The sequence below is a fragment of the Bradyrhizobium tropiciagri genome (assembly GCF_018130545.1).
In the GTDB taxonomy this organism is placed as follows: domain Bacteria; phylum Pseudomonadota; class Alphaproteobacteria; order Rhizobiales; family Xanthobacteraceae; genus Bradyrhizobium; species Bradyrhizobium tropiciagri_A.
In genome coordinates this window covers 448,910-463,318 of record NZ_JAFCKF010000003.1, presented here as the reverse complement: position 1 = coordinate 463,318, position 14,409 = coordinate 448,910, and the positions used below count along the sequence as shown (strand labels likewise).

Here is a 14,409-nt window from a genome sequence, read left to right as displayed (position 1 = left end):
ACCAGATTCTCCAAAGCGCCGCCTCAGGCGATCCGGGGCGGCGCTGGTCGCAATGCCGGTCGGGGACTGGGCAGTTGATTGCCGCCCAGCGGCCTTAGAGCGTCAACGCCACGGCAGCCGGTCCGCAACTGATGCCCGCGCTGTTCGACACGGCGACGTCGGCCGTCCAGTTGTCCTCGCCGTCGGTCGTCTTGTATAGGAACTGGCCGTTGGGTCCCTGGTGCAGGATGTACAGCGTATCGTTGAACACCACCGGCGCGGCATTGCCGAAATTGCCCGGCGTGTCGGGGACCTGGCGGTCCGCTCCCCAGCCTTCGTTGCCGTCGAACCTCTTGAAAAAGAAGAGCCCGCTGGGGTCGTTGAAGAACAGGTAGATCAGATTCTTGTACGGCGCGGCGCCCGGGCCGTTGCTGATGCCTTCCGTGCCGGCAACCGGATTGCTGCGCCAGGTGCTGCGGTCGAAGGTCGCGTACCAGAAGCGGTTCACATTGCCGGGTTCGCTGGAGCCGGGGCCACGGCCGAACACGTAGAGCGTATCGCCAAGCACGACGGCGGCCGGCGTGTCCACATTCTGGTAGGCGACGGAGTTGAGGTGGTTGGTGCCGGAGGCGTTGACCTCCGACGCGAAGTCCGTCCCGTCATACGTCTTGTACATCAAGTCCGTGCTGCCGGGATTTGAATAGATCAGATAGATCAGGCCGCCATACACAGCGGCGGCAATTCCTGCGTTCACGCCGGCGGTGCCAGGCACCTGGGCTGCCGCGGTCCACACCTCGCCGTCATAGACCCTGTAATAGAGGGCCTGGTAGAGCGGATAGAACACGTACAGGTTGGCGTTGTACACGACGGCGGCGGGTGTGTTGCTGATCCAGGTGTTGCCCGGCACCGGAACGTCGCCGCCCCAGGCCTGACCGTTGAAGACGTTCGAAAAGAACATCAGATTATTTCCAACGGCCTTGTGGAAGGAAAACAGCCAGCTCGGCATTCTGAAAATCCTCCATGGCGACGAGACGCCGCCTCTGATGATCGGTGCGGGGATCGACGTGCGCGGGACGGACTCGATTGGATTTGAACGTGCGCGTGCGAGCGTAGTCTTCTACGCCCGATTCACACAAGGGTTGTGTGAGGCAGTTCACTCGCCCAAGAGGGAAGGCACCGGGTTTTGATGCGCAGACTGAGAAGCGGGTGAATGGCGAACAGCGAATGGATGCTTTCCCCATTCGCTGTTCGCCGCTCCCTATTCGCTCTTTGCGGCAGTAAACGCGTCACGCACATCCTTGACCGGTGCCATGTCGCGCACGAAGCCGAAGGAGCCCTGATCCTTCATTTCGCGGGCGCAGCGTAGGAAGGCAGCGAGCGCGTGGCGCTCCATCGCGCCGCCGACGCTGATGCGCTTGACGCCGGCGGCCGACAGCTGCTCGAGCGTCAGGGTCGGGTCGGCAAAGCCCATCACGAGGTTGAACGGCCGCTTCAATGCGGAGACCACGGTCTTGATGGTGCCGAGGTCGTAGAGGCCCGGCGAATACAGCACGTCGGCGCCGGCGGCCTCGAACGCCTGCAGCCGCTTGATGGTGTCGTCGAGGTCCTTGCGTCCCCAGAGAAAGTTTTCCGCCCGCGCCGTCAGCGTGAACGGGAAGGGCAGGGACCGTGCTGCCTCGACGGCGGCCTGCACCCGCTCGACCGCGAGCGAGAAATCGTAGATCGGATGCTCGCGATTGCCGGTCGAATCCTCGATCGAGCCGCCGACCACGCCGGCCTCGGCGGCACGCGCGATCGCCTTCGCCGCGGTCTCGGGATCGTCGGCGCCGCAATTCTCCAGGTCGGCGTTGACCGGCAGGTCGGTGGCCTCTGATATCACCCGGCAATTGTCGATGATGGCATCGAGGCTGACGGCGGACTGCCCGAGCGTGTTGGCGAGGCCGAGGCTCGTCGTCGCGAGCGCCTCGAACCCCATCGCCGCCAGCAGCTTCGCCGTTCCGGCATCCCACGGATTTGGAATGATGAAGGCGCCGGGCCGCTGATGCAGCTCGCGAAACCGTGCTGCCTTGTCCGCCTGGGTGCGCATGTGAACTCCTGATGGTTGGAAAGCGACTGAGACCAGCGATAGGGCGGTTTCGGCCATCAGACAAATTTGTTATTTCTCTCGATATCATCAGTTTTTTGCATGAGGCCGGAGATGGACAGCGACGCGCTCAACACGTTCCTGGTGGTGCACCGGCGCGGCGGGATCTCCAACGCCGCGAAGGCGCTACATCGTTCGCAGCCGGCGATTTCCCGGCGCATCGCGCTGCTCGAGCAGGAGCTCGGCGTGCCCTTGTTCGAGCGGATCGCGGGCAAGACGCGGCTGAGCGATGCCGGACGGGTGATGGTGCCTTATGCCGAACGCGCGGTGGCGGCGGCGCAGGACGCCGAGAATGCGGTGCGGGCGCTCTCGCGCGACAATTCCGGCCCGGTGGCGCTGGCGGTGACCGGTACGCTGGCCGGCGAGCGGCTGTCGAAAGTGCTGAAGCGCTTTGCACGCCAGTATCCGGATGTCGCGCTGACGCTGCGCACCGCAACCAGCGCCGAGGTCAGCGATCTGATCCGGCGCGGCGAGGCGACGATCGGGCTGCGCTACGACCGCGACCGTTCAAGCGAGCTCGATTGCGAGGTGCTGTTTGCCGAGCCGCTCGGAGTGGTCTGCGCGCCGGATCATCGGTTGGCCGGACGCAGGGTCGGCAAGCTCGCCGGTCTCAGGGATGAGCGCTGGATCGCCTTTCCCGAAGTGCCGGGACGCCGCGAGATCACCGCCTCGCACGTGTTCGCATTGTTCCTGACGCACGGGCTCGGCGAGGTGGCCTGGACGCCGATCGACAGCCTGACGGCGCAGAAGCGGCTGGTCGAGGCCGGGCTTGGGATCGCGCTGCTGTCGCAGAGCAATGCAGCGGAGGAATTGCGCGCCGCGACGCTCGCGACGATCCGCGTCGGCAATCTCACCGCCAGTCACGAGGTGGTCGCGGTGACGCGGCATGGTGGCTTCCTCAGCGCCGCATCGCGCCGTCTGCTCGACATCATCCGCGCCGACTTCACCAAAGCGAGGGGCACAAACACGTCGCGCCGGAACGGTGTCCGGCGCGCGTAAAGGCTGATCGGGGCGAGGTAGCGGGAACTCAGGTTCCCGCCTTGACCTGCGCCGCGGCGACGGCCAGCAGCTCGTCCATCTTGGCGCGGACGTCGCGCTCGGTGACGGCCTGGTCCTTGGCGGTGAGGTCCTTCAGCACCTTGTGCAGCACGTCGTTGTCGCCGGCTTCCTCGAAGTCGGCGGCGACGACTTCCTTGGCATAGGCGGAGGCGGCATCGCTCGGCATGCCGAGCTTCTCGGCGGCCCACAGGCCGAGCAGCTTGTTCCGGCGCGCCTCCGCCTTGAACTTCAGCTCCTCGTCGAGGGCGAACTTCTTCTCGAAACCTTCCTCGCGCTTGTTGAATTCGTTCATGGCTGAAGTTCCAGTTCCCTGCTGAATGGCGGGCTATCCGCTCGTTGCGGCAGCCCCGATGCCTGCCTAAATAGGAGGGAGGAATCGGCAAGACAACGAGCCGTTAAGCCGCAGGCAAAACAGGCGGAATCGGCCCTTTTTGATAGGGCGGTATAAGTGCCCCGAAGCGGGCACAATCGATTGTGCTGGATGGCTCAATCGGATAGGTTGCCACCAGGCATGGTTCTTGTTCTGTTTCCAGTGGATTGTTCGGGTTCCAGGCCTCCGCGGCAGCTCCGTCGTGGGTCGTAACCCAAGTCATCCGGAGCACCCAAATCCATGGATTTCAACAAAACTCGGTACATCCCCATGAGCCGTCGACGCCGTATCTATGAAGGCAAGGCCAAGGTGCTTTACGAAGGCCCCGAGCCGGGAACCCTGATCCAGCACTTCAAGGATGACGCGACCGCGTTCAATGCCAAGAAACACCAGGTGATCGAGGGCAAGGGTGTCCTCAACAACCGGATTTCGGAGTACCTGTTTCAGCACCTCAACGACATCGGGGTGCCGACCCACTTCATCCGCCGCCTCAACATGCGCGAGCAGCTGATTCGCGAGGTCGAGATCGTGCCGCTCGAGGTGGTGGTGCGGAACGTCGCCGCCGGCTCGCTGTCGCAGCGGCTCGGGATCGAGGAGGGCACCCAGCTGCCGCGCTCGATCATCGAGTTCTATTACAAGAACGACCAGCTCAACGACCCCATGGTGTCGGAAGAGCACATCACCGCCTTCGGCTGGGCCACGCCGCAGGAGATCGACGACATCATGGCGCTGGCCATCCGCGTCAACGACTTCCTCACCGGCCTCTTCCTCGGCATCGGCATCCGCCTCGTCGACTTCAAGATGGAGTGCGGCCGGCTGTTCGAGAACGAGATGATGCGGATCATCGTCGCCGACGAGATCTCGCCGGATTCCTGCCGGCTGTGGGACATCAAGTCGAACGAGAAGCTCGACAAGGACCGCTTCCGCCGGGATCTCGGTGGCCTGCTCGAGGCCTATACCGAAGTGGCGAAGCGCCTCGGCATCCTGATTGAAAACGAACGGCCGGCCGGCAGCGGCCCGGTGCTGGTGAAGAGCTAGACTGAAGGGACGACCGTGAAGGCACGTGTGACTGTGACATTGAAGTCGGGCATCCTCGATCCGCAGGGCAAGGCGATCGAGGGCGCGCTGAAATCGCTCGGCGTCGACGGCGTCGCCAGCGTTCGCCAGGGCAAGGTGTTCGACATCGAGCTCGCCGCGACCGACAAGGCCAAGGCGGAGGCGGCGCTGAAAGCCGCCGCCGACAAGCTGTTGGCGAATACCGTGATCGAGAACTACCGGGTCGAGGTCCTGAGCTAGCCGGGCGAGCCAAATGATGTCAGCCGCTCCCGTCTCTCCTGGCCGTGACCGTATCCTTGTCCGATCGTTGTTGGTTGCGCTGCTGACCGTTGCCGGGATCGGCGGTGTCTCGGCGCAGTCGGCGCCGCCACCACCGTCCGCCACGACGCAGCCGCCGCCATTCACGGTCAGCGGCTGGAGCTATGAACGCCGCGGCGCCGATGTGCACATGTTCCGCTGTGCGCAAGCGTCCTGCGGCGCGGGCTCCAAGGTGAGTTACCGGTTCTATACTGGCGGAAAGCAGATGACACTCGACCAGTTCCGCGAGGGGCAGGAGCAGATCATCAAGGCGCTGGAGCAGCGGACACCGGGACAGCGCATCACGCTTCTCGGTGTAGATGGCGACAAGGGCACCAAGTTGCCGCGCATGTTCAAGGCCCGGCGCGTGAGCGTGACGTCCGGCGGCGCAAACGAATATCAAGTCAGCGGCATGCTGTTTGGCGCGCAAGGCACCGCGAGCCTGATCAGTTCGGCGCATGACGAAAAGGTCAGCAACGACAATTACGCGAAGTTTGCGGTCCCAGTTATGCTTGTTCTGGCGCCCAAAACCAGGTGATGCAATGAAATCAGCCGTCCTCGTCTTTCCCGGCATCAACCGCGAGCGCGACATGGCGCGCGCGCTCAAGCTCGCATCCGGCAATGAGACCGCGATGGTCTGGCACGCCGAGACCGCGCTGCCGAAAGGCACCGACCTCGTGGTGGTGCCCGGCGGCTTTTCCTATGGCGACTACCTGCGCTGTGGCGCGATCGCAGCGCGCGCGCCCGTGATGGATGCGGTGCGCGACTTCGCAGCCAAAGGCGGGCTCGTGCTCGGCGTCTGCAACGGCTTCCAGATCCTCTGCGAGTCCGGCCTGCTGCCGGGCGTGCTGATGCGCAATGCCGGGCTGAAATTCGTCTGCCGCGACGTGCATATGAAGGTCGAGCGCTCCGACACGCCGTTCACCCGCGGCTACAATGCCGGCCAGGTGATCCGCGTGCCGGTGGCGCATGGCGAGGGCAATTACGAAGCCGATGACGAGACGCTGAAGCGGCTCGAAGGCGACGGGCGGGTGCTCTACCGTTACTGCTCTGCCGATGGCGTGGTCGACGAAGCCTCGAACTTCAACGGCGCCGCGCATTCGATTGCCGGCATCGTCAACGAGCGCGGCAACGTGCTCGGCATGATGCCGCATCCGGAAAACCACGTCGAAGAGATCATGGGCTGCACCGACGGCCGCGGCCTGTTCGCAGGCCTGGTCCAGCAGTTCGAAAAGGCGGCGTAACGGAAATGCTGGGGCGGTGGTGTCTTGCCGCGGCCGCGGCACTCGTCTTCGCGACAGCAGCTAACGCGCAGGACTTCCCGAAGCGTCCGATCACGATGATCGTGCCGTTCACGGCCGGCGGCACCTCCGACGTGATCGCCCGCGCGGTCGCCGACCAGATGAGCGCGGCCCTCGGCCAGACCATCATCATCGAGAATGTCGGTGGCGCCGGCGGCTCGACCGCGCTGACCCGCGCGGCGCGCGCCGAGCCGGACGGCTACACGATCGCGATCGGCAACGCCGGCACCAATGCCGCGACCTATACGATCTATCCGAAACTGTCGTTCACGCCTGATTCCTTCGCGCCGATCGCCGTGGTGGCGAAAACCTTCGGCATCGTCGCGCTGCGCAAGGATTTCCCGGCCAAGGACCTCAAGGAATTCATCGACTACGCGAAGAAGAATCCGGGCAAGGTCAATCTCGGCCACGCCGGCGTCGGTTCGTCGAACTACCTGATCTGCAAGAGCTTCGTGCATGCCGCAGGGATCGACGTGCAGCTGGTCGGCTATCGCGGCGCCGCGCTTGCGCTGACGGACGCGATCGGCAGCCAGATCGACGGCGTCTGCGATGCCGCAGCCTCGGTGTCGCAGGCGATCGACGACAAGCTGGTGAAGGCGGTCGTGGTCGGCTCGACCGTACGGCTGGCCTCGCTGCCGGACTTGCCGACCTCGGCTGAAGCCGGCCTGCCCGAGTTCGAGGCGCAGGGCTGGAACGGCCTGTTCGCGCCGAAGGGCACCCCGCCCGAGATCATCGCCAAGCTCAACGCCGCCGCGCGCACCGCGGTCGCGAGCGAAGCGGTCAAGAAGCGCTTCGTCGATCTGTCGACGGTTGCGCCCGATGCCGATGAGCTCGCGCCCGAGGTGTTGCAGCAGCTGGTGACCCGCGACGTCGCGAAATACCGCGCGCTGCTCGCGGACGACAAGAAATAGCCGCCACGCGACGCGCCGGCGGCGACGCGGATCATGAACCCGATCCGTTCGGGCGGCGACCAATGCAGGGATAGTTGCTGCCGCTTCACGATCTCTTCACGCTAGCGATGCCGGAATAACAACCTGGGATTGTCGCGGCTTGGCGAGCGCGTTATGACGGTGGCGACTTGGGTGGTCTGTCAGGCTCGCTGGGATCCTTGAATGCCTGTTGCATTGGTCATACTGCTGCTCGACATCTCGCTGATCTATCACGCCTCGCGCACCGGGCGCTTGCAGCCCTGGGCTTACATCATCCTGATGGTGCCGCTGATCGGCGCACTCGCTTACATCGTCGTCGAACTCATTCCGGAATGGTGGGGCGGGCCGGGGGCCGCGCAGGCACGCAAGCGCGTCGCCAACCGCCTCGATCCGGAGAAGCGCTATCGCGAATTGTCGGACAAGCTCGCGACGTCGGATACGATCGCCAACCGCGCGGCGCTCGCCGCCGAATGCCACACTATCGGGCGCTTCGAGGAGGCGGAAGGCCATTACGACCACGTGTTGGGCCTGCCGCAGGGCGACGATCCAGCCTATGCGTTGGCCAAGGCGCAGGCCCAGTTCGCCCGCAAGCAGCCGGCCGAGGCGCTGGCGACGCTTGATGCCTTGCGCGAGCGTTGGCCCGATTTCGAGTCCGCCGAGGGACATCTGCTCTATGCCCGTTCGCTCGCCGAACTCGGCCGGCTCGACGAGGCGCTGGAAGAATACCAGGCGGTGTCGCAGTATTTTCCCGGCGCCGAGGCGCGGGTGCGCTATGGCCTGTTGCTGCAGCTGGTCGGCCGCACCGCCGAGGCGCGCATCGTGTTCAACGAGCTGCTGATCCAGATGCGGCGCGCGCCGAAATATCTGCGCGACGCGCAGGCCGAATGGCTCTCGATCGCTGAGAAGCAGTTGTCGACCTGAGAAAGGTTAGGATTTTCCCAGCCAGCGCTTCACCGCCTCGGCCGGCACCGTCATCGCGGCGACGCCGGCCATGACCAGCACAAGGCCGAGCACCAGGTTCGACGGCACGGATTCGCCGAGCAGGATCACCGACAACGCGACGCCGATCGGAATCCGCAGATAGCCCTGCGCGTTGGTGGTGAGCGTGCCGAGCCGCGTCAGGCACATGTAGAACAGCATCAACCCGAAGGCGCTGGAGAAGATGCCCATCACGACGGTGGCGACCAGGGCCTGCGGCGTCGGGTGCAGCGTCCAGGGATGGTCGACGATCAGAGCGACCGGCAGCAGCAGGGTGCCGCCGAACAGCAGCGAACCCGCCGCGACCACCATCGGATCGTAGTCCGATAGCCTGAGCCCGAAGATCGTGGCGCAGGCGAACGAGATGGTGGCGAGCAGGATCGCGATCTCGGCGACAATCTCCTTGCCGAAGCCTGAGAGTGCGCCGAGGCCGATGATCGCGACGGTGCCGGCGAGGCCGAGGATCGCGCCGACCAGCTTGAGCAGCGAGGCCGGCTCGTGGCGCGTGATCGTCCAGGTGATGAGGAAGGCGAAGATCGGCGTGGTCGAGGCCAGCACCACGGTGTTGGAGGCCGGCACATAAAGCTGCGCCCAGGTGATTACCAAAAACGGGATCGTGGAGTTGATGGTCTGCTGGAAGGCGAACAGCTTCCAGGCCTTGATGTCGGTCGGGATGCGGATGCCGCGGATCCGCAGCACGATCAGCAGGAAGGCGGCCGCGACCAGCGAGCGCGCCGAGATGAAGGTGACCGGCGGGATCGAGCCGAGCCCGATCTTGGTCAGCGGATAGGTCGAGCTCCAGCAGCAGGCCAGCGCCAGCAGCAGCGCATAATCGCGCCAGCCGCGCGCACCCGGCGCCGAGGTGGATGGAGTAGGCGTGATCGCGGGAGCCGACACGCTACCCGCGTTGGATCTTTTTTTGAGCATGATCATTTCGGAAAACCGCTGCGCACTTTTCCGGATCATGCTCTGGCTGTGCTCTTCGGCACCTTGAATGGCTCCCTGCCAGGACATTGATACTTCGGGATTGCAGCGGAGGCCAGCGGAGAGTCTTCGGCGCCTCACACGATCATCTCGCTGCGGCACAGGTCCGGCGGACGATCGACAAGCCGGTTTACCGTGGCGAGGAATTCGTATGCGGCAGCGTGGCGTGCAAATCGAATGCTGCTTCATCGGCCCAGATCGAGTGAATGACGAAGCGGGTACGGTCGCGGCTGCCGCGGAAGACGTGGAAATCCCTGCATCCGGCCTCTGCGAGCGAGGGCGCTGCGACCTTGCGCAGCGCCGCTTCGACGGCGTGTTCCTGTCCCGGAGCAGCGTGAAACTGAGCGAAAAAGTAAAACGGCATCGGCTACTCGCAATTCTGCCCTGCGGCATATTCGACACGACGCGTGCGTGCAGCAGTATCAATCAGGCCGCGAGACTTTCGCGACCGCGCTTTCGCCATTGGCGGTGTTGGCTTGCATGTCCGCTTCAGACGTTGCCTCCCACCATGCGCCGAGGGCATCGATCAGTGGCACCAGCCGATGGCCGGCCGGTGTGAGCTCGTACTCGACGCGCAAGGGATATCCCTGGAATTCGGTGCGCTCGACGATGCCGGCGTCCTCCAGCTTGCGAAGCTCGAGGCTGAGCATCTTGTGCGAGATGGTCGGGTTGTCGCGGCGCAGGTCGCTGAAGCGCTTGGTGCCCTGCTTCAGATAGTAGATCAGAAGTGTCGGCCAGCGGCCGCTCAGGAGCTGCATGACCTCTTCGATCGGGCAGCGGGAGACGAGAGATTTCATGGCGCCTCGTGGTTACAAAAAGGTGCGTAATTTACTTCACGGATGTGGCGAATAGGGTCCGGCTCCGCTGCGCAGCGTGATCGTCAGACATCACCGGAGACCACATCATGGAACCTATCCTCATCTATGGCTTCCCGCTGGGAAGCTCCATGGGGCTCGTTGCAGCACTCGAATGGTTGCGCAAGCCCTACCGCCTGTGCCGTGTCGACATGCTCGGCGAAATGCGCGATCCCTCCTACGCCCGGATCAATCCGCGGCATGAGACGCCGGCCTTCGTCACGGACCAGGGCAGGGTGCTCACCGAGAACATGGCGATCGCCAGCTGGCTCGCGGTCCGCGATACCGAGCGCCGCATCAGCTTCGACCCTCTGTCGCCGCAGGCCGACCGGATGCGTCAGCTGATGGCGTTCGTGAACACCGGCTTCACCGCCGCGTTCAGTCCGCTGTGGGCGGCGCTGGAGATGCAGACACCAAACCCCGCGATGCAGTCCGTGCTGCGGGAGTGGGGGAAGGGCATTGTCGCGCAGCGGCACGACCGGCTCGAGGAGTTGATCGGCGATGCGCCGTTCCTGCTCGGCGAGCACCCGACATTGGCGGATGGGCTGCTGATCGGTGTCGCGCGCTGGCTCGATTTCCACGCCGTCGCCGATCGCGAGCGGTGGCCAAAGTTGGCCGCACTGCGCGCCCGGCTGGAGGCTGATCCGGCTGTGATCTACGCCACGGCGCTGGAGAACGGTGAGAGCAGCCCGGGGTCCGGCGTCTGCGCCGGTCACGTTCCGCTTGCCGAGGTGATCGAGCGGTTCGGCACGCCGCATGCGTGAGGATTAAGGGCCGCGAGCGGGCCGGAGTCCCGCCGTTCGGGGCTCCGGCTTCCGCTACAATTTAGTGACACAGCCACACGCAGCTGCCGCTCGCACTGTTAGGCTCCGGCCGTGACGGCAGAGCGCTCCGATCGGCTACTTGAAGCCGATCACCATCGAGTCCGGGCCGACGAGCGGCTCGACCCGGGTTCTCGAAAATCCGGCGTCGCGCATCCAGGCCTGACAGTCTTCGCCTGTGTAGTCGAACCCACCGGCAGTTTCGATCAGCATGTTCAAGCTCATCAGCAGCCCGAACGCGTTCTCGTGACGATCGTCATCGATGACGGCATCATAAACAATAACCGCGCCACCTTTCGGAAGCGCATCGAATGCCTTGCCGAGCAGTGCCTTCTTCCCGGCAAGGTCCCAGTCGTGAAGGATGTGACCCATGATGATGACGTCGACATTCGGCAGAGTGTCCTCGAAGAAGTTGCCTCCTCGAAACTGCACGCGGTCCTTCACTCCGCGCTGAGCGATGAATTCCTCGAACACCGGCTTGACCACGGGAAGGTCGAAGCCGATGCCGGTAAGGTGCGGATGGGCGTGGGCGAGCGTGGCGGGCACCATGCCCTGAGCCGAACCGAGATCCATGAACGTCTTGTACTCGCTCCACTGGAACTTGCCGGCAATTGCGTGGGCCGCACCTGCGCTGATTGCGCTCATCGCGCTCAGAAATCCCCGCAACCGGCCCGGATCGGCATACAGTGCCGCAAAGAAGTTATCTCCTCCGCCCTTGCCTTCGTTCTGCAATTCGCCGCTGCGCAGCGCCTCCGTGAGCGATCCCCAGAAGCCATAGAGCCGGCCATTGGCCATTTCCAGAACGCCGCCGATGTAGGATGGCTTGGCTCGATCGAGATACAGGTCCGTGTCGGCCGTGTTGCGATAGATGCCATTCTCGCGCTCCAGCAATTTGAGCGCCACCAGCGCATCGAGGAAGTCGCGGGCCGATCGTTGATGCAACGCAAGCTTCGTTTGAAGCGTCGGCAGGTCGGCCGGGCCGTTGGCCAATGTACTGAACACGCCTAGCTCGACGGCGCTCAGGAGGGTTTTGGATGCCCAAAAGCCCAGACCGATTTGCATGATATGTTCTGGAGTTGGCGCGTTCATGACTGGGTCCCAAATTGGTTGTCACGGCTGATGCAGCCGGGTGAACATGTTGCCCTGTTGCGGGCCTGGAACGCCGGGATCGTGGCAGCGGTGCGCCACGGCGTCATTTCAAATAACGGCGAATAAGTTTGATCTTGGCATATCGGCTTGGTGAACGCCATCGGCATCGAAGTGGCGGAAACCAAATGAGCGATGGACGCCGATCGGCGTCCATCGCGTGACATTTGCCTGAACTTCCCCTGCGAGATCTAGCGCAGCACCTCGCTCAGTACTTCGCCATCGACGTGATGCGGCGTCGTGCCGAGAATCCGCATGATGGTCGGCGCGACGTCGATGTTGCGCATGTGCCGCACCAGGGTATCCCGGCGGATCTGCGGGCCCGCGGCGATGAATGTCGCGCTCATCACCGGGAGCTCGGGATCGTGACCGTGGGCGCCATAGAAGTTCGGCATCGACAGCGCAGTAGTTGCCGAATTGAACGGGGCGTCGCCCTGGCGCGCGACGCCGGGGTTCTGGATGCCGTCGAAATTGTAGCCCGGCGCCATCAGTGCGAACACGTCGCCATAGTCCTGGCCGACGGTCTTGCTGATGCATTGTCCAGTACCGGCGTCGCATTGCAGCGGCCGGGTCTCGACGACGGTGAAGATGCGCTGATCCCTCAGCGTGTAGTTGAAGCGCGCGTTGGGATCGACCGCGTTCTTCACCGCATCGGTGATCTGCGCCACCAGGGCCCGATAGGTCGCGAGATCGACGGTGCCGCCGAGCTCGCGGTTCTGCAGATTGACATAGATGTCGGCGGCAGGACCCGAGGTGCGGATGCCGACCTTGCTGGTATCGATGCCGGCGTTGCGCAAGATGCTGGTGAGATTGACCGAGGTATGGAACGGCGCGAAGCCGTGATCCGACACCACGACGACGTTGCTGTCATGGCCCGCGGCCTCGGCGATCTGCTTCACCGCCTTGTCGGCAGTCTGGTAGGCGAAGCGGATGTAGGAGGCGTAGCGCTTGACCTTGGCCGCATCCTGGTTGCCGCCGATCGAATTCGGATCGGTCGGGTTGGTGCCCTGGCGCGGATCGGTCAGCAAGAACTGGTGCTCGGAGCCGTCGGGCTGCTCGATATAGACCATCACGAGGTCGGCGTCGGGATGGGTCTTGATCGCGCGCTCGCCGATATTGGCCTGGTAGCGCACGAAGGTCTTCACCATGTCCTCGAACATGGTCTCGATCTCGACGTCGGGGAAGCCGGTGAAGCCCGGGCTCAGGCGCTCCGGAATGCGGAAGTCGGCCTGCGGACGCCAGAACCCGATATTGTTATTGATGTCGTCGACATCGGCGAGGACAGGCGTGTTGCGCGGAATGTAGTTGGCGCCGTAGCGGGCGAAGCGCACGACTGAAAGATCGGGCGACAGCGCCGAGACGAAGTAGGCGGCACCGACCTTGGCGCCGCTGCCTTCGAAGAAGAACGGCGCGTTCTCGCCACCGAACTTGACGTAGGCCGGGCCGGTGGAGGGCGCGTGGAATGGCCCCGCGGTGATACCGCGGTTCTCGTCGAAGAACACCAGCGTGTCGTAATTCACCTTGCGGTCGTTGGTGGTGTCGATCGCGGCGGCGCGGATCGAGTATTTGACGTCGAGCGTCGCCGCATTGGTGCAGGTCGCGGTCGCCGCCGCCGAGCACGAGAACGTTTCGATCGGTGCGGAGGTCACCAACACCGGGCTGAACGAGAAATGGCCGGCAGCCTGCAACGCGGCGACGATGCCGGGATCGGCCGTGAAGTCGCTGCGCGATAGCGTGAAGCCCTGGGCGCCGATGCCGCCGAACGCGCCGAACGGCACCGTGAAGTCGGTCACTCGGGTCGGCTGTGCCGGCTGCACCACGGTCTTGTTGATGGAGATGTCGGCGCCGTCGCCGCCGGGCCAGGTCGCGGTGACGACCTTCTTGCCCTGCTGGCGCAGCTGCACCCACAGAGGCTGCGCCGTCGGATTTGCCGACGGTCCGAGTGGGCTTTCATTGTAGCCGCCGATCGGCGCCGCAAAGCCGCTGATGCTGCTCGAGATCGGTCCGACAATCGGCTGGAATGTGTTGGAGGGGATGTCGTTATGGACTGCCGTCGAACCGGTCGCGATCGCAATATGCGAGACCGCGGTGAGTGACGGTGATGCTGTCACGTTCTGCAACGCCACCGCGCCGCGCCGGCTGAGCCGGGCGAGGCCGCCGTCGCGCGGCAGCACGCCTTCCTCGATGAATTTCTGAATGAAGTCGGGCTTGGCGCCATCGAGTGAGATCATCACCACGCGCGGCTTGCGGCCGTGATGATCGCCGTCATGGTCGTGATCCTGATCGTGACCGCGGGACTCGCCAGCGCCGCGATCGCCATTGTCGCCGTCCTCGCCGGCGCGCGCCGGAGTGGCAGTCCACGCCAGTGATGCGACAAGCGTCATCGCCGTCGTGACGGAAACAAACGTCTTCAATTTCATGAGATTGCCCCAACTTCGCTGCGCGAATGCACAAACGGAAACTGTTCAGCAATCTACGGAGGCTTGGCTGAC

16 protein-coding genes are annotated in these 14,409 nt (G+C 64.2%); 8 read left to right on the top strand and 8 right to left on the bottom strand.

The window, feature by feature from the left end:
- Positions 1-94 precede the first annotated feature (94 nt).
- Complete coding sequence (locus tag JQ616_RS14930; RefSeq protein WP_212015457.1) at positions 95-985, bottom strand: hypothetical protein; 891 nt, start codon at positions 983-985, stop codon at positions 95-97.
- Between the two features lie 252 nt (positions 986-1,237).
- Positions 1,238-2,065: an isocitrate lyase/PEP mutase family protein gene (locus JQ616_RS14925; RefSeq protein ID WP_212015456.1), complete on the bottom strand. Its 828-nt coding sequence runs from the start codon at positions 2,063-2,065 to the stop codon at positions 1,238-1,240.
- 111 nt (positions 2,066-2,176) lie between these two features.
- Between JQ616_RS14925 and JQ616_RS14920 the strand changes: the two genes are divergently transcribed.
- Positions 2,177-3,121 carry a LysR family transcriptional regulator gene (locus JQ616_RS14920; protein ID WP_212015455.1) on the top strand — a complete coding sequence of 315 codons (945 nt, stop codon included), beginning with the start codon at positions 2,177-2,179 and terminating at the stop codon, positions 3,119-3,121.
- 28 nt (positions 3,122-3,149) lie between these two features.
- On the opposite strand, the gene JQ616_RS14915 is transcribed toward JQ616_RS14920, so the two are convergent.
- Complete coding sequence (locus JQ616_RS14915; protein ID WP_212015454.1) at positions 3,150-3,473, bottom strand: DUF1476 domain-containing protein; 324 nt, start codon at positions 3,471-3,473, stop codon at positions 3,150-3,152.
- A 348-nt stretch (positions 3,474-3,821) separates the two neighbouring features.
- On the opposite strand from JQ616_RS14915, the gene purC reads away from it, so the two are divergent.
- The 6 genes from purC to JQ616_RS14885 all read left to right on the top strand — a co-directional run bounded on the left by purC (position 3,822) and on the right by JQ616_RS14885 (position 8,055).
- Positions 3,822-4,589, top strand: coding sequence for a phosphoribosylaminoimidazolesuccinocarboxamide synthase (gene purC / locus JQ616_RS14910; protein ID WP_016843454.1), 768 nt, complete (start codon positions 3,822-3,824; stop codon positions 4,587-4,589).
- Between the two features lie 15 nt (positions 4,590-4,604).
- Positions 4,605-4,847 (top strand): phosphoribosylformylglycinamidine synthase subunit PurS, encoded by a 243-nt coding sequence (gene purS / locus JQ616_RS14905; RefSeq protein ID WP_029083848.1) that lies wholly within the window; start codon positions 4,605-4,607, stop codon positions 4,845-4,847.
- Positions 4,848-4,917: 70 nt separating this feature from the next.
- On the top strand, positions 4,918-5,442 hold the full coding sequence (locus tag JQ616_RS14900) for a hypothetical protein (RefSeq protein WP_249136792.1): 525 nt from the start codon (positions 4,918-4,920) through the stop codon (positions 5,440-5,442).
- Between the two features lie 4 nt (positions 5,443-5,446).
- Positions 5,447-6,148, top strand: coding sequence for a phosphoribosylformylglycinamidine synthase subunit PurQ (purQ, locus tag JQ616_RS14895; protein ID WP_212015453.1), 702 nt, complete (start codon positions 5,447-5,449; stop codon positions 6,146-6,148).
- Between the two features lie 5 nt (positions 6,149-6,153).
- Positions 6,154-7,116, top strand: a complete 963-nt coding sequence (locus JQ616_RS14890; RefSeq protein ID WP_212015452.1) for a tripartite tricarboxylate transporter substrate-binding protein — start codon at positions 6,154-6,156, stop codon at positions 7,114-7,116.
- Between the two features lie 201 nt (positions 7,117-7,317).
- Positions 7,318-8,055: a tetratricopeptide repeat protein gene (locus tag JQ616_RS14885; protein WP_212015451.1), complete on the top strand. Its 738-nt coding sequence runs from the start codon at positions 7,318-7,320 to the stop codon at positions 8,053-8,055.
- Positions 8,056-8,061: 6 nt separating this feature from the next.
- Here the strand turns inward: JQ616_RS14885 and JQ616_RS14880 are convergent, their stop codons facing one another.
- The 3 genes from JQ616_RS14880 to JQ616_RS14870 form a co-directional block, all read right to left on the bottom strand.
- Positions 8,062-9,039 carry a DMT family transporter gene (locus tag JQ616_RS14880; RefSeq protein ID WP_212015449.1) on the bottom strand — a complete coding sequence of 326 codons (978 nt, stop codon included), beginning with the start codon at positions 9,037-9,039 and terminating at the stop codon, positions 8,062-8,064.
- Between the two features lie 187 nt (positions 9,040-9,226).
- Positions 9,227-9,460 carry a putative quinol monooxygenase gene (locus tag JQ616_RS14875; RefSeq protein WP_212015447.1) on the bottom strand — a complete coding sequence of 78 codons (234 nt, stop codon included), beginning with the start codon at positions 9,458-9,460 and terminating at the stop codon, positions 9,227-9,229.
- A gap of 58 nt (positions 9,461-9,518) precedes the next feature.
- Complete coding sequence (locus JQ616_RS14870) at positions 9,519-9,893, bottom strand: winged helix-turn-helix transcriptional regulator (protein WP_212015445.1); 375 nt, start codon at positions 9,891-9,893, stop codon at positions 9,519-9,521.
- Positions 9,894-10,000: 107 nt separating this feature from the next.
- On the opposite strand from JQ616_RS14870, the gene JQ616_RS14865 reads away from it, so the two are divergent.
- Positions 10,001-10,714 carry a glutathione S-transferase family protein gene (locus JQ616_RS14865; protein ID WP_212015443.1) on the top strand — a complete coding sequence of 238 codons (714 nt, stop codon included), beginning with the start codon at positions 10,001-10,003 and terminating at the stop codon, positions 10,712-10,714.
- A gap of 135 nt (positions 10,715-10,849) precedes the next feature.
- Here JQ616_RS14865 and JQ616_RS14860 read toward each other — a convergent pair whose 3' ends face one another.
- Together JQ616_RS14860 and JQ616_RS14855 are read right to left on the bottom strand one after the other, a co-directional pair.
- Entirely contained in the window at positions 10,850-11,860 is a 1,011-nt protein-coding gene (locus JQ616_RS14860; RefSeq protein WP_212015442.1) for a methyltransferase, read from the bottom strand.
- Positions 11,861-12,108: 248 nt separating this feature from the next.
- Positions 12,109-14,337 carry an alkaline phosphatase family protein gene (locus JQ616_RS14855; protein WP_212015441.1) on the bottom strand — a complete coding sequence of 743 codons (2,229 nt, stop codon included), beginning with the start codon at positions 14,335-14,337 and terminating at the stop codon, positions 12,109-12,111.
- Positions 14,338-14,409: the final 72 nt, after the last annotated feature.